This is a genomic window from Bartonella propinqua, assembly GCF_047263965.1.
In the GTDB taxonomy this organism is placed as follows: Bacteria; Pseudomonadota; Alphaproteobacteria; order Rhizobiales; family Rhizobiaceae; genus Bartonella.
Map to the genome: position 1 here is coordinate 124,954 of NZ_JBLEBK010000002.1, position 22,547 is coordinate 147,500.

Below are 22,547 nucleotides of genomic sequence, written 5' to 3' on the forward strand. Positions count from 1 at the left end.
TGGATCAGAAAGAAACAAGCGATAAACTTCTCAACTGCAACAAAAGCCATAGGTCTCATAGAGTAATGAAAAAAGCAGAGGTAAAGAGAATGATGAAATCAGACTTTCAAACATTCGATTCCCCTACCCATCAACGAAAACTTCATGTACTCCACGATATTTTGGAATATATTTTCATAATCATGGTCAGTCTTAGCGCTATTTTTGCTACTCTGATATCTTTTTCAGATCATATTAAGGCGTATTTTTAAAAGTAAGCAGTGCATCCAGCTGCGACAATGGTTGTGCTGCTATCAAAATTTCTCTTGCTGCTTTTTCATCACATTGCATTTGTGCAATCAAAGGCTCAAGCCCATTAAATTTTTCTTGCCCTCGTAAAAACTGTAAGAAAGAAACAGTACAGCTTTCACCATAAAGATCCTCGTTAAAATCAAATAAATAGGTTTCCAGAAGAGGCGCCCCCCCCTCTACAATCGTTGGGCGACATCCAAAACTTGCAACCCCATCATGTAAAACACCGTTGGCACGCCGTAATCGCACCGCATAAACACCATGTGCCAAACTGGTTTGAGGAGATAATATCTGATTAGCAGTCGGAAAACCTAAACGGCGCCCAAGTTTTTCACCTTGTATAATGTTTGAACGCACCCGATAATAATATCCTAACAAATGTGCTGCTTCTCTGACCTGACCTTTTGAGAGTAGCTGACGAATAAAGCTAGAGGAAATCATCTGCTGTTGTGGATTTTGTGAACTGGATAAACAAGGGACTTGAACAACCTCAAATCCACATTCTTTTCCCCTTTGAAAAAGAAAATGTGAATTTCCACTTTTTTGATGCCCAAATTGAAAATTTTCGCCTACAACCACAACAGAAACATCAAATACTTGTTTTAAAATCACATCGACAAATTTATCTGCTGAAAGAGCAGAAAAATGTGCATCAAAAGGCTGTTCAATCACACCATCAAAACCAAGCGCTTCAAAGATTTCAGCCTTTTCTGCAGCCTCTGTTAAGCGATCAACAGGAGCAGAGTGTTGAAAAAAACTTCTTGGATGCGGTTCAAATGTTAAAACAAGAGCTGGTTTATTTTTTAGACGCGCCAAATCAAGCGCTTTTTTGAGCACCGCCTGATGACCGCGATGAACACCATCAAAATTTCCAACTGCCAGCACCGCCTCCTGCCAAGCCAGAGGAAGTATATTGGTTTCCTGAAAACGCAAAAAACGAGACATTACTGCAGTGCCCACATTACCGCTTGTGGCTTATAGCCATGATGTTCACAAAATGAATGCAAAGCTTCTTTATCCACCACACCATCTTTTGTATAATCATGACGATTAACACCACTCATGATATAAAGCACATCGAGACCAAAGTGGACTGCACCTTTAACATCTGTTAAAAAACCATCGCCAATAGCCAAAATTTGACTTTTTTTCACTGACCCACGGATTTCTTGAAGTTTTTGATAAGCACATTCATAAATAGGTGCATGAGGTTTCCCTGCAATGCGCACCTCACCTCCCAATTGTTGGTAAAGGCGTGCTAAGGTACCAGCGCACAAAAATTCTTGATTTCCGTAATGTACAACGACATCAGGGTTGGCACAAATAAACGGCAAATTTCGTGCCCGCATGCGATGAAACATGTCCTCATAGGCTTGTGGTGTTTCACGAAGATTTTCAAGAAAGCCACTACAAACCACCACAGATGCTTCCTGTTCTTCCACCAACTCACAATCTAATCCTTCAAACAAAGTTAAATCACGTGGCTGACCAATGAAAAAAACTTTAGACGGCGCAGCACGAATGAGATCACGTGTCACATCACCTGAAGTAATGATTGCATCATAATAATCACTATGAATATTCATACTTTCTAATTGAGCAATCACATCGCCGCGCGGCTGAGGTGAATTGGTCAAAAAAATGACATTTTTTCCCACCTGTCGAATTTTTTGTAATACTTTTAATGCTGGTTCAAATATGTGCACACCATTATGCACAACACCCCACACATCACAAAAAACAGCATCATAATTTGCTATAAAATTATCAACGTGGGTAAGTTCGTTCATATTGCACCTATTTATATATTTGCCATTTATTACACTCTTTTTATTTTTTATTTTAAAATTACTTATCGGAAGATAACACTTCTGTCATCTTCTTTCTCAAGGTTGTATTTTTTACTCTCCTCTTCAACTGATGCAAATTTTATCATCTATGATGAAATCTACAACATATTCTCTACTGTCACGAGAAGTTCATTTCACGAAAGCCGTGAAGCTTTAGCAAGAGCCTTCCACAAACTGATATAGTTGAAACTTTACAACTTCTTCAACCTTGATCAAAGAACCTCTTCCTCAAATAACACGCATGGCTTTAAATTCTTAAAAAGAGAATACAATAAAATGAGCAGAGAGCATCCTACCGAAAAAATAGGTATCTGAATATTTCCCAATTGTTGATGATCTCTTTTTTTAAAATACGTATAAAAATACATGCTACACATTATACCGCAATAATCTGCTTTACTAAAATTCAAAGATATAACATCCCTTAAAAGGCACAAAAAAAACTTTACGCAAACCTATAAGAAAATCTAAAATTAAGATAATAAGTTGATTTTTAAGTATAAATTACTATTATGAATCTTAAATCATCTTTCAAAATACTGTAAATTTTTTTATATTTTATTATGAATTGGCAAAAATTCTTCCCTCACAAATTAAGAAAGGGGAATTGGCATATATGTTAAAACAGTTTTGAAAAGAGGAAACACACAATACATGAATCGTTTGAATGCAAAAAGAGAAGCAACATAAAAAGTTAAGAAAAATAAATGCAGATATTCTTCCAAGCAAGAGCTCCCAAAATACAAAAAATTTGTGCGTATAATATCCAACAAAAATGAAACCACCCACCAATGATGTAGATCATCACCAGCAAATTCATTCTCTGTCGTTTTTTCTATTTTTTACACCACATTATACTGCAAAATTTTAAGTAAAAGAGTCTTTAATTATTTTATGTACACAATAAAAACCTGTAACGTAGCAAAATAAAAAGAAACCAGCTGCTTTCAATGTACCCTTGTTGACAGAAAGATAAACACCATCGTAAAACATTTTAAAAATATATATTGTATCAACATGCTGATCAAATTTTCACGATCTCAAATTATTTTACGCGCCTTTTCATCACCTCTTCTTCATAATAAACTCGACGTATTTTTATGACCCTGATTAAAAAATTTGCAACCGTTGCTTCTGGAACTTTAATGAGCCGCATTTTCGGCTTTGTACGCGAAATGCTGATGGCAGCGGCTCTTGGCACAGGTCCTGTTTCCGATGCATTTAATGCTGCTTTTCGTTTTCCCAACACCTTTCGCCGTTTTTTTGCCGAAGGTGCCTTTAACGCAGCTTTTGTTCCTCTTTTTTCAAAAAAGATTACTGAAGATGGGAAAGAAACTGCATGCCAATTTGCAGAAGAGGTCTTTGGTGTGCTTTTTTCATTGCTTTTGCTCTTAACCATTGCCATGGAACTTAGTATGCCTTTTTTGGTACGAACCCTTATTGCTCCAGGGTTTGCAGAAGATGCAACAAAATTTAACGCCACGATTCATTTTACCGCAATCATGTTTCCTTATTTAACATGCATGTCTTTAGCAGCTATGATGGGGGGAATGCTCAATGCTCTACGGCGCTATTTTGTCGCAGCCATTGCTCCTCTTTTTTTGAATATTATTTTAATTGGTGTTCTTGCCTATGCTTGGATCTATCAGCTTGATGCTTGGTATATTGGCTTAAATCTTTCTTGGGGTGTAATGGCAGCAGGAATGCTCCAGCTTATCTTGATTGCAATTGCTTTGCGTCGCAACGGAATGAAGATTTCTTTTCGTCGACCCCACTTTAGCCCCAATGTTCGCAAACTTTTAATTTTAGCATTCCCTGCTGCCATTACAGGAGGAATTACGCAAATCAATTTATTAATCAATACCAACATTGCCTCTAGCCAATCGGGAGCTGTATCTTCTTTAGTTTATGCCGATCGCCTTTATCAATTACCACTGGGAGTAGTGGCAATTGCCGTAGCCACTGTTCTTTTACCAGAATTAACAAGAGCTATACGTAGCAAAAAGCATAAAGAAACCCATGATTTGCAAAATCGCGCCATTGAATTAACTCTTTTGTTAACGTTGCCTGCATCTGTCGCTTTTTTACTGCTTTCCAACCCAATCGTCAGTTTGCTTTTTGAGCGTGGGCAATTTACAAGCCAATCAACATACCATGTTGCACAGCTCCTTGAACTTTATGGATTAGGACTCCCAGCGTTTGTCTTGATAAAGGTTTTTATTCCTAATTTCTTTGCCCGTGAAGATACGAAGACACCCATGATTTTTACAGGCATTTGCGTTTTTATCAATGTCAGCCTTGCTTTAACACTATTCCCCATTTTGTCAGCACGCGGCATTGTTATTGCTGAAATTACCTCTGGGTGGGTCAACACACTGTTGCTTTGTTGTGTTCTCATCAAGCGCGGTTACTGGAAATATGATGCACAACTGATAAAACGAATAACACATCTGATTATTGCCACTTTTTTCAGTATGATCGTACTCTATTACATGCTTGATTTTCTGTCTTTTCCTTTATCCTTACAAGCATCATTTTTTTTGCGTGCAGGGACGTTAGCAGGAATAATGATCGTCATCATATTGGTGTATTTTATCGCATATTTTTTATTCGACATCCGTTCCTTTTTTCTTGCTCTCAAGAATTTCAAACAACGTCTGTGATATTTTATTCTTGCTTTCAGCAAGATGCTTTGCCACAACGCATAAAATAAATGACTTTATGAAGAAAGAACTATCCCATGAGTACCTTCATACCGCTGATCTTTTCTGGTGTACAACCAAGTGGAAATTTGCATCTTGGCAATTATCTTGGAGCTATCAAGCACTGGGTTGAACTACAAGCATCCTATAACTGCTTGTATTGCGTTGTCGATATGCATGCACTCACAGTCAATCCAGATCCACAAACTTTAAGTGAATCAACCAGAGCCGTTACAGCAGCCTTTTTAGCTGCTGGCGTTGATCCTAAAAAACAAATCGTTTTCAATCAATCACGGGTTTTTCAACATGCTGAACTAGCATGGATTTTAAACTGTATTGCCCGTATTGGCTGGCTTCAACGCATGACGCAGTTTAAAGATAAAGCAGGGAAAAATCGTGAACAAGCATCACTTGGACTTTTTGCTTATCCAAGCTTGATGGCTGCCGATATTTTGCTCTACCGTGCAACACATGTTCCCGTAGGTGAAGATCAAAAGCAGCATGTTGAACTGACGCGTGATATTGCACAAAAATTCAACAATGATTACGCTCGCCGTATTGAAGATTTAAACTTTAGTATTCCTATAGAAATAGGAGAGGAAAAAAAACAAGGATTTTTTCCCATACCAGAAGCACTGATTGGAGAAACTGCCATGCGCGTTATGTCTTTGCGCGATGGAACAAAAAAGATGTCAAAATCAGATCCTTCAGATTTTTCGCGCATTAATTTGACGGATGATGCTGATCTTATCGCAAAAAAAATACGCAAAGCAAAAACGGACTCTGCCCCCCTTCCCAACACACTTGCTGACTTGAAAGAGCGACCAGAAGTCGATAATTTGCTCGGTATTTATGCAGCTTTTGCAGCAATAAGCAAAGAAAAAGCTCTTTTAGAGTTTTCTGGACAACAATTTTCTCTTTTTAAAACAGCTTTAGCTGATCTTGTTGTTCATAAGCTTGCACCACTAACAAAAGAATTCCGTCGTCTGCATCAAGAAAGCGGTTATATTGATTCTGTGTTGCGTGATGGTGCAGAACGTGCCAGTACACTGGCAGAAAAAAATATGAAAAAAATTCGTGAAATTGTTGGATTTTTGCATAATACATGAAATAATGAAATCCTAACCGTCAAAAGTTAAAAAACTGCCCGTAAAAAATAGGGAAAACGCATGGTCTCTCAGCACAAAAGCCCGAAAAAAGATCACAAGCGAAAAATTTTAGTCATTATCGATGAAACACCAGAATGTCGACGTGCTGTTGCTTTTGCTGCACAGCACGCTCAAAATACCCAAAGAACTTTGGTATTGCTCTCTGTCATTGATAGTTCAGAGTTTCAACATTTTTTAGGTGTAAATGACGTTATGCGCACGGAATTAACACAAAACGCCTATACAGTGTTAAAACAAATCGCTGATGATGTACATACTTCTCACGCTCTTGACGCAGAAATGATTGTGCGTGAAGGCAAGAAAGTTGATGAAATTTTAAAGCTGATCGATCAAGATAAAGAAATTGCTCTCATTGTTTTAGCTGCAAGTGGACATACCGAAGGACCAGGACCACTTGTTCAATTAATCGCTTATCGAGGAACTGCCTTTTCAATCCCCGTGACCGTCATTCCCAGCAATCTTGCAGATGAAGATATTGAATCTGTTGCCTAAAATCTCAATTATCTACCCAAGCTTTAATAGCAAAAGGAGAATATATGTTTATTCAGACTGAAGCCACACCAAATCCTGCAACACTGAAATTTTTGCCAGGGCGCGTGGTTCTTTCCGAGGGTGTGTTAGAATTTCGTTCTCATGAAGAAAGCATTAACAGTTCACCTTTAGCGGCTAAACTCTTTAATATTCCCAATGTCAGTGGTGTTTTTTTAGGCTACGACTTCATTACCGTAACTAAGAAAGATGGTGAGTGGCAGCATCTCAAGCCAGCCATTTTGGGCACAATTATGGAGCATTTTTTGTCTGGTGATCCAGTAATCACTACCAACGCGACAACACAAGCACAAACCCACGCACTCAATGAAGAATTTTATAACGAAAAAGATGCTGATATTGTCTCAACAATTAAAGAACTCCTTGAAACGCGTGTTCGTCCAGCTGTTGCAAATGATGGTGGAGATATTACTTTCCGCGGCTTCGAAAATGGCATTGTTTACCTCAACATGCGAGGAGCTTGCGCTGGTTGTCCCTCCTCAACCGCAACGCTTAAACACGGCATTGAAAATCTTTTACGGCATTTTATCCCAGAAGTTTTAGGTGTTGAAGCTATGCCACAATAAACACAAGATGAGATTGTACAAAAATCGCTCTATTATCACCCTCTCCTTCAAGTGAGTATTCTTCATTTTTGTACCATCCCTTAAGGCAAATGCAGAGCACCTTCTACTTTATAAATTTTTCATCACCATAACGCCCTTTCCACTTATTAATAACCATCATGTTGAAGCTATGCCACAATAAACACAAGATTGAGATTGTACAAAAATCGCTCTATTATCACCCTCTCCTTCAAGTGAGTATTCTTCATTTTTGTACCATCCCTTAAGGCAGATGTAGAGCACCTTCTACTTTATAAATTTTTCATCACCATAACGCCCTCTCCACTTATTAATAACCATCATAAAGGGTGTCGAAGTCATGACGCAGCAATAAAAAAAGAGGAGATTTTATAAATATATCAATAAAGGCAAATGCCATATGTACAAAATACAAGCGCACCCCACCACGGAGTGTCGTTACTTAAAAGATATGCTTACTTCTAACATACCACATTGCCCCAAAACAAATCTCCAAATGCCTCCTTTGAAAATATTGAAAGTTCCTTACGGGAACGCATTTGAACTCTTGTAAATCAACTTTTGTAAATATGCGCTTTGCATAGCAAAAAGCGCTTCATAGACTGTAACGAATTAAACTTTTTTAACAAATTGCGATTTTAAGCCAATTTGACCAATTCCAGAAATCTTGCAGTCGATATTATGATTGCCATCCACTAGGCGAATATTTTTTACCTTAGTACCACTCTTGAGAACAGATGCAGCGCCCTTTACTTTAAGGTCTTTGATCACCATAACGCTATCCCCATTCGCCAAAGCATGACCATTAGCATCATAAACAATATGAGCAAGAGAAGAGTCTTCATTTTTTTGTGACCATTCATGTGCACATTCAGGACATACAAAATGATCACCATCTTCATAGGTATAAAGACCACTACAATGAGGGCATTTAGGATATTGGCTCATATATTCTCTCTTTTGCGCAAGAAGAATCATTCATATGGGAGGGTCATAGAGCAAGGAGTGCTCCTTGTCCATTGCTAAAACAAAATACTTCCAAAGCAACAACACTCTTTAAGGAAAGATGTTCCTCACAAAAATATTTACTGAGCGCAAACTGCGCGCAAAAGAAAAGACACGTCCATAAAGAGCAAAATCTGTTAGCACAATCATGTGCGCATCAATAAGCTGCATTATTCTCAAGCACTTTGCCAAAGGTCATCAGCTTTTCTTCACCTGCATTGGTAGCAAGCTGGCAGAGCTTATATGAGTATGAGACAGAAAAATCATAGAAATTTTTTCTACTCTTTCTCTTATAGAAGATATGCACGAAGAGAAATGATCCGCACGAAGAAAAGATTGTACAAAAAAACGGGTTGCATGAACCCGTTTTCTTTTATCATTGTATAATTTTTTGCACGAAAGGGCTTTAAAAATCCATTCCGCCCATTCCGCCCATTCCACCGCCAGGCATTGGAGGCACTGGAGCGTCTTTCTTTGGAACTTCAGCAACCATTGCTTCTGTTGTAATGAGAAGGCTCGCAATTGACGCAGCATTCTGGAGAGCAGAACGCACAACTTTTACTGGATCAACAATTCCCAGAGCAATCAAATCACCAAACTGACCTGTTGCAGTGTTGTAACCAAATGTGTCTGAATTATTTTCAAGCACTTTTCCAACAATAATTGCTGCTTCTTCACCTGCATTGGTAGCAATTTGACGTGCTGGTGCTTGTAGTGCACGGCGCACAATATTGATACCAGCTTCTTGATCAGGATTGTTTCCTTTAACAGTCAACGCATTTGCAGCACGCAACAACGCTGTTCCACCACCAGCAACAATACCTTCTTCCACAGCAGCACGTGTTGCATTCAAGGCATCATCAACACGATCTTTCTTTTCTTTCACTTCAACTTCTGTTGCACCGCCAACACGGATAACGGCAACACCACCAGCAAGTTTTGCAAGTCTTTCTTGCAATTTTTCGCGATCATAGTCAGAAGTTGTTTCTTCGATCTGCACCTTAATCTGATTAACGCGCGCATCAATTTCAGCTTTTTTCCCTGCGCCATCAATAATTGTGGTGTTTTCTTTAGAAATATTCACTTTCTTTGCACGACCAAGCATATCCAAAGTGACATTTTCTAATTTAATACCAACATCTTCAGAAATAACCTGACCAGATGTCAAGATTGCAATATCTTCGAGCATTGCTTTACGGCGATCACCAAATCCTGGAGCCTTCACAGCAGCAATTTTCAAACCACCACGTAGCTTGTTGACAACCAGCGTTGCCAAAGCTTCACCTTCCACATCTTCAGCAATGATGAGAAGTGGTTTGCCAGACTGAACAACAGCTTCAAGCACTGGTAAAAGAGATTGTAAATTAGACAATTTCTTTTCGTGAATAAGGATGTAAGGATCATCGAGATCTGCCACCATTTTGTCAGCATTTGTGACGAAATAAGGGGAAAGATACCCACGGTCGAATTGCATTCCTTCAACAACTTCCAATTCGGTTTCAGCAGTTTTTGCTTCTTCCACGGTAATGACACCTTCATTGCCAACTTTTTCCATGGCATTAGCAATCATTTTACCGATTTCTGCAGCACCATTAGCAGAAATTGTTCCCACTTGTGCGATTTCTTCTGAAGTTTGGATTTTCTTTGCTTTTTTGAAAAGGTTTGCCACCACTTCATCAACAGCAGCATCGATCCCACGTTTCAGATCCATTGGGTTCATGCCAGCAGCAACAGCCTTTACCCCTTCTTGTACAATAGCTTGTCCCAAAACAGTTGCAGTTGTTGTTCCATCACCAGCAATATCATTGGTTTTAGAAGCCACTTCACGCAACATTTGCGCACCCATATTTTCGAACTTATCTTCTAGTTCGATTTCTTTTGCAACGGATACACCATCTTTTGTGATGCGCGGTGCACCAAATGATTTATCAATCACCACATTGCGACCTTTAGGGCCGAGCGTTACCTTAACAGCATTAGCAAGGATATCAACGCCACGCACCAAACGCTCACGTGCTTCACGGCCAAATTTGACTTCTTTAGCAGCCATTTAATTTCTCCTTGGAGTTTTCGTCTAAAAATATTACAAAATGAAAAAACTGAGAGGCTCAATTACCCCAAAATTCCCATAATGTCAGATTCCTTCATGATTAAGAGATCTTCACCATTAATCTTTACTTCGGTTCCAGACCATTTTCCAAACAAGATACGGTCCCCCGCTTTCACTTCTAAAGGCACACGCTTCCCGTTATCATCAAGAGCGCCATTGCCAACAGCAATAACTTCCCCTTCTTGAGGTTTTTCTTTTGCTGTATCGGGAATGATAATCCCGCCAGCAGTCTTGCTTTCAGATTCAACTCTACGGACAACGACACGATCGTGAAGTGGACGGAATTGTATGTTAGCCATATTCTAAATCCTTAAACTTAATTAGAATTGCATTAATCTTAAGTCTTTGTTAGCGCTCTCTAGGAATGAGTGCTAACAATAATGAAAATATAAAATCCCTCCTTCACAATGTCAACAATTCTCATAAAATTTATCTTAAAGAAGCTTCAAAGTCTTGCCTCTATTTTCTATTTTGCGTTATCTATCTTTTTATGAACCGATGAACATAAAAGGATTTTATCATGGTTGAAACACGTCAGGAAACAGATAGCTTTGGAACGATTTCGGTACGCCAAGATCGTTATTGGGGGGCGCAAACTGAACGTTCTCTCCATAATTTTAATATCGGTATAGAAAAACAGCCTCTCACCGTTATCTATGCCTTAAGCCTTATCAAAAAAGCCGCAGCCCTTGTAAATATGGAAAAAGGCAAACTTCCGCAAAACATAGGGAAAGCGATTGTTACTGCCGCAGATGAAGTCCTTGCAGGCACATTTGACACGCATTTTCCACTTTCTGTCTGGCAAACAGGTTCTGGCACACAAAGCAATATGAACGTGAATGAAGTCATTGCCAACCATGCAAGCATGCTCTTGGGAGGGAAACTTGGCAGCAAAGCACCCGTTCACCCCAATGACCACGTCAATATGAGCCAATCATCAAACGATTCTTTTCCCACAGCGCTCCACATTGCAACCACACTACAAACGCGCCAACACTTATTTCCCATCCTTGATGCCCTTATTACCACTTTAGAAAAAAAAGAAGAAGAATTTGCCGACATCATTAAAATTGGGCGCACCCACACACAAGATGCAACGCCCTTAACGCTGGGGCAAGAATTTTCAGGCTACTGGGCTGCACTAAAAGCCAACCGCGCGCGCATTGAAGCAGCTCTTGACGATGTCCAGATGCTTGCCCAAGGGGGTACTGCCGTTGGAACAGGGCTTAATGCACCACAGGGGTTTGATGTTGCATTTGCTAAAAACATCAGCACCCTTACAGGAATAACCTTTAAAACTGCCCATAACAAATTTGAAGCACTTGCGCATCACGGAGCGCTTGCACATTTCCATGGAAGCTTGAATGCACTTGCAGCTGATCTTTTCAAAATTGCCAATGACATTCGGTTTTTAGGCTCAGGTCCACGCTCTGGCTTGGGAGAACTCGAACTCCCAGAAAATGAACCAGGGTCTTCTATTATGCCAGGGAAAGTCAACCCTACCCAATGTGAAGCAATGACTATGGTTGCATGTCAAGTTTTCGGCAATCATACCAGCGTCACATTTGCCGCAAGTCAGGGACATTTTGAACTCAATGTTTATAAGCCTGTGATTGGCTATAATGTTTTACAATCGATTACTCTTCTTGGAGATTGCATGCGTTCTTTTGATATGCATTGTGTTCAAGGACTCCGCGCCAATCGCGTCCATATCCACTCTCTCATGGAACGCTCTCTCATGTTAGTCACAGCTCTTGCGCCAAAAATTGGCTATGAAAAGGCTGCTGAAATTGCCAAAGCAGCGCATAAAAATGATACCACTTTGCGTGCTGAAGCTATCAAAGCTGGCGTTTCTGGAGAAGATTATGACCAGTTGGTTGATCCAAAAAAGATGATCCACCCACAATAGATCACTTAAATACGAGATCCCCTCATAGGAATTCATTTGGGTCGTTCTCGACCCAAATGGGAGTGTTGCTTTAGCCATTTAAAATGCCACCTGCTGTAATAAAACATTCTCTTATATTCATAAACGACTTCTGTATCAGAAATTGCTTATAAACGAGCAGTTGCAATTGCAAAAGCGGCAAAAAATAATATAACCTCACAGACTGAAGCTATGCTTTATTAGAATGATTTTATGGGTTAGAGATTACCGCTGTCACTGAGCGCTATCATGATTATTTCATCAGCCATTAAAGCCAACATTTCTGAAGACGATTACGAACAACCAATTGATTTTTCAAAAATAGTCCACCACTCACGACTAGGTCACTTGATACAAATTTCTATGTAATAATATTGGGTTTCTCGTCACCTAAGTGGTGATGTATATTTAACAATTGCAGTGCTGCTTGTTGTAAAGGTTGAAGCACTTCTTGCGGCTCTTTTGTGTGTTTGCGCGGGTCGCTTTCATATTGCTCAAAATAAAGCCGCAACGTAGCGCCCACCGTTCCTGTCCCAGATAAGCGCACCACTAACCGTGCTCCATTGTCAAAAAAAATGCGTATTCCCTGCCGTGTGCTAACACTCTGATTAACGGGATCACAATAGACAAAATCATCTGCTTTTTCGACTGTTAATCCAGCAACTTTTGTCCCTGCCTGTGGTAAATGCGTACGCAACTGATCCAAGATTGCATATGCTTTTTGTATCTCTACTTCCTCATAATCATGACGTAAAGTGTAAAAACGCCCATAAGTGCACCAATGTTGCTGAACAATTTGTGCTACAGACTTTCCCGTTACAGCTAAAAGATTTAACCAAAATAACACAGCCCACAAACCATCCTTTTCACGGATATGATGCGATCCTGTTCCAAAGCTTTCTTCACCACAAAAGGTCACCTTTTCAGCATCCAAAAGCGACCCAAAAAACTTCCACCCCGTTGGCGTTTCAAAACAATTCAATCCTTTCCTTTGAGCAACAAGATCCACCGCACGCCCCGTTGGCATAGAGCGCGCAACCCCCCTAACCCCTTGTCGATAACCTCTAATAAGATGTGCATGTGCAACCATAATAGCCAAAGAATCGGAAGGCGTGACAAATTGTTTCCGACCGATAATGAGGTTGCGATCCCCATCGCCATCCGACGCAGCCCCAAGATCTGGTGCATAATCAGACATCAACACATCGTAAAGATCCTTAGCATGAATCAAATTTGGATCTGGATGCCTCCCTCCAAAATCTGGCAAAGGAGCACCATTTATTACTGTCCCCTGACAAAACCCTAAGCATTTTTCAAAAATTTCTCGTGCGTAAGGCCCTGTCACCGCATACATCGCATCAAATCGCAAAGTTAACCCTTTTGCAACTGCCTCGGCAATGCAATCAAAATCAAAAATTTCTTGCATCAAAGCAACATAATCTTCTACGGGATCAATAATATCGACCCGCATAGTCCCTATGAAGGTCGTACCTTCCACCTCTAAATCAACATCTGGAGCCTCAACAATTTCATAAGAAGAAAGGCGTTTCGATGTTGCAAAAATAACTTCACACAGAGAATCGGGAGCAGGTCCGCCATTAGAGATATTGTATTTTATACCGCAATCCCCATCTGCGCCTGCAGGATTGTGGCTTGCCGAAAGAATAATACCACCCTGTGCATGATATTTACGAATAAGATGTGAAACAGCAGGTGTAGATAAAATACCTCCTCTTCCAACTTTTACACAAGCGATACCATGAGCAGCTGCCATTTTTAACACAACTTGAATAAGCGTGCGATTAAAATAGCGCCCATCCCCCCCAAGAATGAACAATTTTCCCTCAACATCCCCAATGCTATTAAAAAGAGATTGAATAAAATTTTCAACATAATGGGGCTGTTGAAAAACAGACACTTTTTTGCGCAAACCAGATGTTCCCAGTTTTTGATCATCAAAAGCCGTGGTCAAAACTGTATTTATGATCATGAAAGTGCCTTCATATTCTTTTGTGTGATTTTAAGGTGAACATCCCCCAAAATCGACCATGATTCTACTTGACGGAAGAATGAAATATTTGCAAACTCATTGCAACAATATACACTTGTTTAAAATGCGCTCTCTAAAACGCTTTTAAACATACCTCTCATAAAAAATATAGGAGCATAATTATGATGAGCAAAAAAGTTCCCAACGTAACCTTCCACACACGTGTGCGTGATGAATCAATTGGTGGGAATAATCCTTATCGGTGGCAAGATGTGAACAGCGATACATACTTTAAAGGAAAACGAGTTATTCTTTTTTCTCTTCCAGGAGCTTTTACGCCTACTTGCTCAACCTTTCAGCTCCCTGACTTTGAAAAGCTTTATGATGAGTTTAAAAAAGAAGGCATTGATGAGATTTATTGCCTTTCCGTTAATGATACTTTTGTCATGAATGCTTGGGGGAAAACACAAGACGTTAAAAATGTGAAATTAATCCCCGATGGTTCGGGCGAATTCACACGCAAAATGGGAATGTTGGTTGCTAAAGATAATCTTGGTTTTGGAATGCGTTCATGGCGCTATGCCGCTATTATTAACGATGGAGTTATTGAGCAATGGTTTGAAGAAGAAGGTTTTTCAGACAATTGCACAACAGACCCTTATGAAGTTTCCTCACCGCAAAATATTCTAAAAGCACTGAAAAGTTAATTTTCAAACCAAAATCACTTAACGAAAAACAACACAAACTTCTTTTTTTAAAGGAGTTTGTGTTATTTAATTTTCATTCATCTTGAGATCATAGTTTTGATATTTGAAGCATCAAAATTTTATAATTTTTGGGTTGCTAAAATAGTCTGTACTGTTTTGACCAATTGATCTTCATCAACCATGATTTGCGCTGGTCGACTTTCGCGCCATGTTTGGTTATCCTTAATTTCATGCGACAGCCGCGCACCTTCGACCAAATCTTTGATTTGTATTTTCCCATCTTTGCGTTCTTGTGACCCTTGGATTACCACACAAGGGGCATGACGCCGATCCGCATATTTCATCTGTGCTTTGATTCCCGCCCCTCCCAAATAAAGTTCAGAACGAATTCCTGCATTGCGCAACTGCATTACCATTTTTTGATACCGTGCAACTGCCTCTGGCTCTTTATCCATCATCAAAACCACAACTGGTCCCGCAGTTTCCTCCACAGGCAACTTGCCAAGGTTTTGCAAAGCCGATATCAAGCGTGACACACCTATTGAAAAACCTGTTGCTGGAACATTTTCACCACGAAAGCGTGCAACCAACCCATCATAGCGCCCTCCACCACCAACAGAACCAAAAACAACTTTTTTCCCATCATCATTGAGAACATCGAAAAGCAACGCTGCCTCAAAAACAGGTCCTGTATAATAGTCCAGTCCACGTATCACCGATGGATCAATCTTGATGCGATCGTGATAACCATTTTCTGTAAAAATAGCCTGCATTACTTCGAGTTCGCGAACCCCTTCAAGCCCCCGAGCATGATTGCCAACCACTTTTTTAAGGGTATCAATCGCTTCATCTGCTGTTTCAGCTTCAACAGCAGTCAAAGCGAGAATACAATCAATCTCTTTCTCCTTCAGCTCGGCTCCCTTGGTAAAATCACCACTTTCATCTAGACGTCCCTTACCTAAAAGCAAACGCACCCCTTCAGAACCAAATTTATCCAGTTTATCAATCGCTCTGAGAACCGTTAAGCGTTTTTCACCCTGTTCACTTTCTCTCAAGCCAATTTGCTCCAAAACAGCATCCACAATTTTTCGATTATTTAAACGAATAACGTAATCATGACGTGCAATTCCTAGTTTTTCCAAACTATCGGCTGCCATCATGCAAATTTCAGCATCAGCCGCTACTGTTGGCGTTCCAACAATATCAGCATCAAACTGCATAAATTGCCGAAACCGCCCTGGTCCAGGTTTTTCATTACGGAAAACAAAACCAAGACGGTAACTCCGATAAGGTTTTGGCAAAACTTCAAAATTCTCTGCAAAATAACGCGCAAGCGGTGCGGTAAGATCATAACGCAAAGACATCCATTGCTCATCATCATCTTGTAAAGAAAACACACCCGCATTTGGACGATCTGCGTCAGGTAAAAACTTCCCAAGAACATCCGTATATTCAAAAATCGGTGTTTCCAGTGCTTCAAAACCGTAAAGCTCATAAACTTCACGAATCTGAGCAATCATTGTTTCAGTTGCATACAACTGTGCGTTCATACGATCAACAAAACCACGTGGTAAACGGGCTTTGATTTTTTCTTGTTTTGATGACATGTTTTTCTCTAGCAACAATATGTATCTACGAATAACTCGTGTCTATCTTATAGAAAAGCACACTGCAATGACTTTCTAGACTTAACGTTACGCAATAAACACCAGCTTTTGCTTTACAAATTTACTCCAGAAGCTTTCTCCACAAATTTTTTAAGAGAATAGTCCGCATCTATCTTTGGTGTTTTTTATTCATTTTGGAACATAATTATTCAAAGTGCATTGTTAAGTTTAGTATTATTACAAGGAGACAAGCACATGGAAACCCGCATTCCAAGAGATCCATTATTTGATAGCCCTTATTTAGAAGAGACGATGGTAGAAACAGATTATCCCTTTTTTTTCCCGTCTATTTCATGGTCAGCAATATTTGCAGGTCTAGTGACATCACTTGCGACATCGATCTGCTTATCTTTTTTTGTAGCAGCCTTAGGTTTGGGACAAATTGACCCTTATTCTTCCTCACCATTTGGAGGCAGTTTTTTATCCGTTGGCATAGGCTCGCTTATTGTTATGCTTTTCAGCCTTGCAAGTGGGAGTTTTATTGCTGGACGTTTTGCCCAAATATCAGGAGCTTTACACGGATTTTTAACTTGGGCGTTGTTAACGCTTCTTATGACAGTCCAAGCCACCCTTTTGGTTTCAAGTGTAGCCAACCTAAGCGCTAAAGCTGCGTTAGAGAGCAGTTCTGCGCAACAACAATCCGTAAGCCCCCTAGACAAAAATCACGCCCCCCTTTTGACAAAATTAAATATCGAAGAGTTTGAACATCTGTTGCAAGACCCAAACAACAATGGAATTTCCTTTAATCAATTACGCAGCGATTTGCGCACACTTCTCAACAAAAGCGACATCCCTGCACTCAATTCTGACCGCTTGCAGGAATTTTATAAGGCAGCCGTGCAAGAGATCAATTCTACGATAACCGCTTACAAGAAAAATCCTGCACACTATCACACATACCTAAAAAATCTCAGTGATCGCCTTTCTCATCGCGCACAAACCATGACAGCAAATATCAACCAAAAGGAAGTCATCAACAGTCTTATACACAATGGTATGACACCTGCTGAAGCTCAAACAACAGCCAACCATGCGCTCCATGTTTACCAAACAGCAGAAGAAAAAACTGAGCAAGCAATCAAAGCTCTTGAAGAACAAGCGCATAAACTTTTCACACAACTCGACAACGCCTCCACAAAAGATGTACAAGACACAGCCAGTAAAGCTGCCAAAACAGCCTCTAGCATTAGCTGGTGGGGATTTTTGGGTGGTCTTATTGGTGCCATTATTTCCAGTATTTTTGGATATTACGGTTACAGAAGTCGTAAAGACTCTTTCATGCTTTAAAAACTTTTCCTTCATCAAGCATGCAACCCATAAAAAGCTGCGCGGGTTTGTGCAGCTTTTTTTATCCCTGCTTTATATGTGAGAGAGCAAATATCACGTTAAATCGGAGAACAGAAGGCATCACACATCATACCACTCAATAATGCAGTCACTGAATGAGATTTGAACCCCGACTTGGAGAGCATGTACATTTTTGACGCCCACACACACAAGCCAACCGCGTCTTGCCAACCGCGTCTTGCCAGAAGCATCTTAGTTTGTAAGCCTTTGGATCATGACCTCGTATGCACCCTATAGGATCAACAACATGTGTCGAAAGTCACGAACGCCCCCAACAACAAAGCAGCGCATACAATCTGAAAGCACATGATACCCCCATGAAACTGCCTAACGATTAATTTGCCAGTTAAGAGATTTAAGAGATCATTGTGCCTATATAGAAAGACAATATGCCACCACGCAACATCTTCTTCTTGTATCAAATCCTGTAATGGCACGATAAGCGATCCCCTTGTCTGCTTTTTTAAATGTAGCAATCTCATGATCTGCTTGTTTGATGAATACAAGTTTGCACCTGTTCCAGTAGCTTGGGATTTTGCAACAATAACAACGATTTTAAAAATGCGATTGGGAATTTCTATTGACGAAAGCATCCACGATACTTTTTACATCATGGGATAAAACGACTTTCCTAAAAGTGAATCATTCTTTCTATAACTGGCAAACGATGACACCTCTTTTAAGTAAGGGACACAATTTTCTTCAGCAGTTAAGATATTTTCTTCAACAGTTGAGATAAAGAAACCATCTTAAAAATCTAAAAGTCACCTCTCAGATCGTGTCATATGCCAGCAGTAGCTAGAAAAGCTGATCTTGTTGTTTTATCCTCTTACATCCTGATTATGCAGTGCGACTTTTCTAAACGAAAGATATTTGGTTGAAATTATATCAATAAATTTTCCCATATAAATCCCACCTTGCAAAAAGAAAGCTTTATAAAATTGCTCTTGGCTCCTTTTAAGTTTTTCACGCACAAGGATACGATCTTTCATGATTTTTAAACAGGGAAGCTTTCCAACAACATAAGCTTTCCAACAACAATCGCAGCAAAAAGTTTAACAGAGTTTTTTATAAAGGAAAGCTTATCACTTCATAAGAGAATGGTTTTTAGAGAAGATTTTTTCTCCATGGACTGAGAATATGAGATTGTAGCAGCACACTATTTTTTAAGCGATATGATAAAGACTTTGACTTTATTGTTATCGTGAGATGATGTTTTTTTAAAGAGTGATCGTTTGAATTACAAAAGCAAGATTTGTTAAATCGATAGCTGATTGACTTATTTTTATTTGGCAAATTTTTCCATTGGTTGCGGGGGCAGGATTTGAACCTGCGGCCTTCAGGTTATGAGCCTGACGAGCTACCGGGCTGCTCCACCCCGCGCCATGAAGATGAATTATTGCACGTTTTATAGTGTTTTTAATTTTATCTTATTTTTCAAAATGAATTTTGTAAGAGAATTTTCTATGCGCTTAGCAGACCTGGCAGCGACTTACTCTCCCGTGCCTTAAGGCAAAGTACCATCAGCGCTGGAACGTTTCACGGCCGAGTTCGGGATGGGATCGGGTGCGTTCGCTCCGCCATAACCACCAAGTCAGCAAAGAGCATAGCAAATATGAGAAGCTGTTTTTATAAATGAATAGAGGAAATGAGAACGATCAAGCCGATCGAACTATTAGTATCAGTAAGCTTCATGTGTTACCACACTTCCACACCTGACCTATCGACGTGGTGGTCTACCACGGTTCTCGGGGAATACTTGTTTTCAGGTGAGTTTCCCGCTTAGATGCCTTCAGCGGTTATCTCGTCCGTATATAGCTACCCTGCTATGCGGCTGGCGCCACAACAGGTCCACCAGAGATACGTCCATCCCGGTCCTCTCGTACTAGGGACAGGTCCTGTCAATATTCCAACACCCACGGCAGATAGGGACCGAACTGTCTCACGACGTTCTGAACCCAACTCACGTACCGCTTTAAATGGCGAACAGCCATACCCTTGGGACCTGCTCCAGCCCCAGGATGCGATGAGTCGACATCGAGGTGCCAAACAACCCCGTCGATATGGACTCTTGGGGGTCATCAGCCTGTTATCCCCGGCGTACCTTTTATCCGTTGAGCGATGGCCCTTCCACACGGGACCACCGGATCACTATGACCGTCTTTCGACTCTGCTCGACTTGTCAGTCTTACAGTCAGGCAGGCTTATGCCATTGCACTCAACAAACGATTTCCGACCGTTTTGAGCCTACCATCGCGCGCCTCCGTTACTCTTTAGGAGGCGACCGCCCCAGTCAAACTACCCACCATACACGGTCCCGAATCCGGATAACGGACTGCGGTTAGACATCCATATCGGTAAGGGTGGTATTTCAAGGATGACTCCACAAAGGCTGACGCCCCTGCTTCAAAGTCTACCACCTATCCTACACATACAGACACAAATGCCAGTGTAAAGTTATAGTAAAGGTGCACGGGGTCTTTCCGTCTAACCGCAGGAACCCCGCATCTTCACGGGGAATTCAATTTCACTGAGTCTACGTTGGAGACAGCGGGGAAGTCGTTACGCCATTCGTGCAGGTCGGAACTTACCCGACAAGGAATTTCGCTACCTTAGGACCGTTATAGTTACGGCCGCCGTTTACTGGGGCTTCAATTCAATGCTTGCACATCTCCTCTTAACCTTCCAGCACCGGGCAGGCGTCAGACCCTATACGTCGTCTTGCGACTTCGCAGAGCCCTGTGTTTTTGGTAAACAGTCGCTACCCCCTGGTCTGTGCCACCCTTTAACGGTTGCCCGCTAAAGGGTCACGCTTCTTCCGAAGTTACGCGTGCAATTTGCCGAGTTCCTTCAACGTAGTTCTCTCAAGCGCCTTAGTATTCTCTACCAGTCCACCTGTGTCGGTTTCGGGTACGGTCTATATGTGGGAGCTATTTCCTGGAACTGCTTCACTGCAAGATCAATCCAATAAGACCTTACAATACACGCAATCCGTCACTACCCACAGGTCCACGAATATTAACGTGGTTCCCATCGACTACGCCTTTCGGCCTCGCCTTAGGGGCCGACTCACCCTGCTCAGATTAACTTTAAGCAGGAACCCTTGGACTTTCGGCGAGGGAGTCTCTCACTCCCTTTATCGTTACTCATGTCAGCATTCTCACTTCCGATACCTCCAGGAGCTCTCACGAGTCTCCCTTCACAGGCTTACGGAACGCTCCGCTACCACTTACTCATAAGAGTAAATCCACAGCTTCGGTGTATGGCTTTAGCCCCGTTACATTTTCGGCGCAAGGACCCTTATTTAGACCAGTGAGCTGTTACGCTTTCTTTAAATGGTGGCTGCTTCTAAGCCAACATCCTGGTTGTTTTGGGATCCTCACATCCTTTCCCACTTAGCCATAACTTGGGGACCTTAGATGGTGGTCAGGGTTGTTTCCCTTTCCACGACGGACGTTAGCACCCGCCGTGTGTCTGCCAGTTAGTTCTTCTAGGTATTCGGAGTTTGGTTAGGTTTGGTAATCCGGTGAGGACCCCTAGCCCATCCAGTGCTCTACCCCCTAGAGAATTCGACTGACGCTCTACCTAAATAGATTTCGCGGAGAACCAGCTATTTCCGAGTTTGATTGGCCTTTCACCCCTAGCCACAAGTCATCCCAATCTATTGCAACAGATACGGGTTCGGCCCTTCAGTAAGTGTTACCTTACCTTCAGCCTGCTCATGGCTAGATCACTCGGTTTCGGGTCTAATCCAACGAACTGAACGCCCTATTCAGACTCGCTTTCGCTACGCCTACACCTATCGGCTTAAGCTTGCTCGTTAGACTAAGTCGCTGACCCATTATACAAAAGGTACGCCGTCACCCAGAACAAATCTTGGGCTCCGACTGTTTGTAGGCATTCGGTTTCAGGTACTATTTCACTCCCCTCGTCGGGGTACTTTTCACCTTTCCCTCACGGTACTGGTTCGCTATCGGTCATGCACGAGTACTTAGGCTTGGATCGTGGTCGACCCATGTTCAGACAGGATTTCACGTGTCCCGCCTTACTCTAGGACTTAAATCAGAGTTACGTATACGGGACTATCACCCACTTTGGTTCGACTTTCCAATCGATTCTACTTTTCTTAATTTAAGCCACTGGCCTGGTCCGCGTTCGCTCGCCACTACTAACGGAGTCTCGTTTGATGTCCTTTCCTACAGGTACTTAGATGTTTCAGTTCCCTGCGTTTGCTTCTTACACCCTATTTTATTCAGGTGTAGATACCTTTATATGATGACTAGAAAACTAAACTGTTTCTTGAAAAAACAGCTTAATCTTTCCAGCCATCAAAGGTGGGTTGCCCCATTCGGAAATCTACGGATCAAAGGGTATTCGCACCTCCCCGTAGCTTATCGCAGCGTATCACGTCCTTCATCGCCTGTGCATGCCAAGGCATCCACCAAATGCCCTTAAGACACTTGATCGTTCTCATTGCCAATATTCATTTACTGTTTATCTTGTGCTAAACAAACAAAAATATCAGCAGAAAAGACCAGCTTCTCGAGATATATTCAATGGCGCGGTTAAGCTTCCAATCATAAGCAAGGGCTTTGAGCGTTCCCTTGCGACACATTCCTTTTAGATAATTTCCTCTTTTAAAGAAAATT

At 41.1% G+C, this 22,547-nt stretch carries 15 protein-coding genes, 1 tRNA gene and 2 rRNA genes; 8 read left to right on the forward strand and 10 right to left on the reverse strand.

Annotated elements, in window-relative coordinates; translation table 11 throughout:
• Positions 1-234: 234 nt before the first annotated feature.
• Positions 235-1,236 (reverse strand): bifunctional riboflavin kinase/FAD synthetase, encoded by a 1,002-nt coding sequence (locus ACMFKV_RS02260; protein ID WP_413154408.1) that lies wholly within the window; start codon positions 1,234-1,236, stop codon positions 235-237.
• Entirely contained in the window at positions 1,236-2,081 is an 846-nt protein-coding gene (locus ACMFKV_RS02265; protein WP_336288121.1) for a TIGR01459 family HAD-type hydrolase, read from the reverse strand. Before ACMFKV_RS02265 ends, ACMFKV_RS02260 begins: the two co-directional genes overlap by 1 nt.
• 1,160 nt (positions 2,082-3,241) lie before the next feature.
• Here ACMFKV_RS02265 and murJ point away from each other — a divergent pair.
• From murJ to ACMFKV_RS02285, 4 genes are all read left to right on the forward strand, one after another.
• Positions 3,242-4,804, forward strand: coding sequence for a murein biosynthesis integral membrane protein MurJ (gene murJ / locus ACMFKV_RS02270; protein WP_336288122.1), 1,563 nt, complete (start codon positions 3,242-3,244; stop codon positions 4,802-4,804).
• A gap of 77 nt (positions 4,805-4,881) precedes the next feature.
• Entirely contained in the window at positions 4,882-5,952 is a 1,071-nt protein-coding gene (gene trpS, locus ACMFKV_RS02275) for a tryptophan--tRNA ligase (protein ID WP_336288123.1), read from the forward strand.
• Positions 5,953-6,012: 60 nt separating this feature from the next.
• A complete protein-coding gene (locus ACMFKV_RS02280; RefSeq protein WP_336288124.1) occupies positions 6,013-6,504 on the forward strand; it encodes a universal stress protein in 492 nt (163 codons plus the stop codon).
• A gap of 44 nt (positions 6,505-6,548) precedes the next feature.
• Entirely contained in the window at positions 6,549-7,127 is a 579-nt protein-coding gene (locus tag ACMFKV_RS02285; protein WP_336288125.1) for a NifU family protein, read from the forward strand.
• 630 nt (positions 7,128-7,757) lie between these two features.
• Here the strand turns inward: ACMFKV_RS02285 and ACMFKV_RS02290 are convergent.
• The 3 genes from ACMFKV_RS02290 to groES form a co-directional block, all read right to left on the reverse strand.
• A complete protein-coding gene (locus tag ACMFKV_RS02290; protein ID WP_336288126.1) occupies positions 7,758-8,093 on the reverse strand; it encodes a zinc ribbon domain-containing protein YjdM in 336 nt (111 codons plus the stop codon).
• Positions 8,094-8,556: 463 nt separating this feature from the next.
• The gene (gene groL, locus ACMFKV_RS02295; RefSeq protein ID WP_336288127.1) at positions 8,557-10,200 is read right to left on the reverse strand and encodes a chaperonin GroEL; all 1,644 of its coding nucleotides are present in this window, start codon (positions 10,198-10,200) and stop codon (positions 8,557-8,559) included.
• Between the two features lie 62 nt (positions 10,201-10,262).
• Positions 10,263-10,559, reverse strand: coding sequence for a co-chaperone GroES (groES, locus tag ACMFKV_RS02300; RefSeq protein WP_332060723.1), 297 nt, complete (start codon positions 10,557-10,559; stop codon positions 10,263-10,265).
• A gap of 221 nt (positions 10,560-10,780) precedes the next feature.
• Here groES and fumC point away from each other — a divergent pair, with 221 nt between their 5' ends.
• Entirely contained in the window at positions 10,781-12,169 is a 1,389-nt protein-coding gene (gene fumC / locus ACMFKV_RS02305) for a class II fumarate hydratase (RefSeq protein WP_413154409.1), read from the forward strand.
• Positions 12,170-12,548: 379 nt separating this feature from the next.
• On the opposite strand, the gene ACMFKV_RS02310 is transcribed toward fumC, so the two are convergent.
• Positions 12,549-14,177, reverse strand: a complete 1,629-nt coding sequence (locus tag ACMFKV_RS02310; protein ID WP_413154410.1) for an alpha-D-glucose phosphate-specific phosphoglucomutase — start codon at positions 14,175-14,177, stop codon at positions 12,549-12,551.
• 182 nt (positions 14,178-14,359) lie between these two features.
• Here ACMFKV_RS02310 and ACMFKV_RS02315 point away from each other — a divergent pair, with 182 nt between their 5' ends.
• Positions 14,360-14,884 carry a peroxiredoxin gene (locus tag ACMFKV_RS02315; protein ID WP_413154411.1) on the forward strand — a complete coding sequence of 175 codons (525 nt, stop codon included), beginning with the start codon at positions 14,360-14,362 and terminating at the stop codon, positions 14,882-14,884.
• Positions 14,885-15,003: 119 nt separating this feature from the next.
• On the opposite strand, the gene hisS is transcribed toward ACMFKV_RS02315, so the two are convergent.
• On the reverse strand, positions 15,004-16,491 hold the full coding sequence (gene hisS / locus ACMFKV_RS02320; protein WP_336288131.1) for a histidine--tRNA ligase: 1,488 nt from the start codon (positions 16,489-16,491) through the stop codon (positions 15,004-15,006).
• A 255-nt stretch (positions 16,492-16,746) separates the two neighbouring features.
• On the opposite strand from hisS, the gene ACMFKV_RS02325 reads away from it, so the two are divergent.
• Both ACMFKV_RS02325 and ACMFKV_RS02330 read left to right on the forward strand, forming a co-directional pair.
• Positions 16,747-17,838: a TIGR04086 family membrane protein gene (locus ACMFKV_RS02325; protein WP_336288132.1), complete on the forward strand. Its 1,092-nt coding sequence runs from the start codon at positions 16,747-16,749 to the stop codon at positions 17,836-17,838.
• Between the two features lie 540 nt (positions 17,839-18,378).
• Positions 18,379-18,519 carry a hypothetical protein gene (locus tag ACMFKV_RS02330; RefSeq protein ID WP_336288079.1) on the forward strand — a complete coding sequence of 47 codons (141 nt, stop codon included), beginning with the start codon at positions 18,379-18,381 and terminating at the stop codon, positions 18,517-18,519.
• Between the two features lie 685 nt (positions 18,520-19,204).
• Here the strand turns inward: ACMFKV_RS02330 and ACMFKV_RS02335 are convergent.
• The 3 genes from ACMFKV_RS02335 to ACMFKV_RS02345 all read right to left on the reverse strand — a co-directional run bounded on the left by ACMFKV_RS02335 (position 19,205) and on the right by ACMFKV_RS02345 (position 22,364).
• Positions 19,205-19,281: transfer RNA gene (locus ACMFKV_RS02335), tRNA-Met, on the reverse strand.
• A 96-nt stretch (positions 19,282-19,377) separates the two neighbouring features.
• Positions 19,378-19,492 (reverse strand): 5S ribosomal RNA (gene rrf, locus ACMFKV_RS02340).
• Positions 19,493-19,552: 60 nt separating this feature from the next.
• Positions 19,553-22,364, reverse strand: a 23S ribosomal RNA gene (locus ACMFKV_RS02345).
• Positions 22,365-22,547 lie beyond the last annotated feature (183 nt).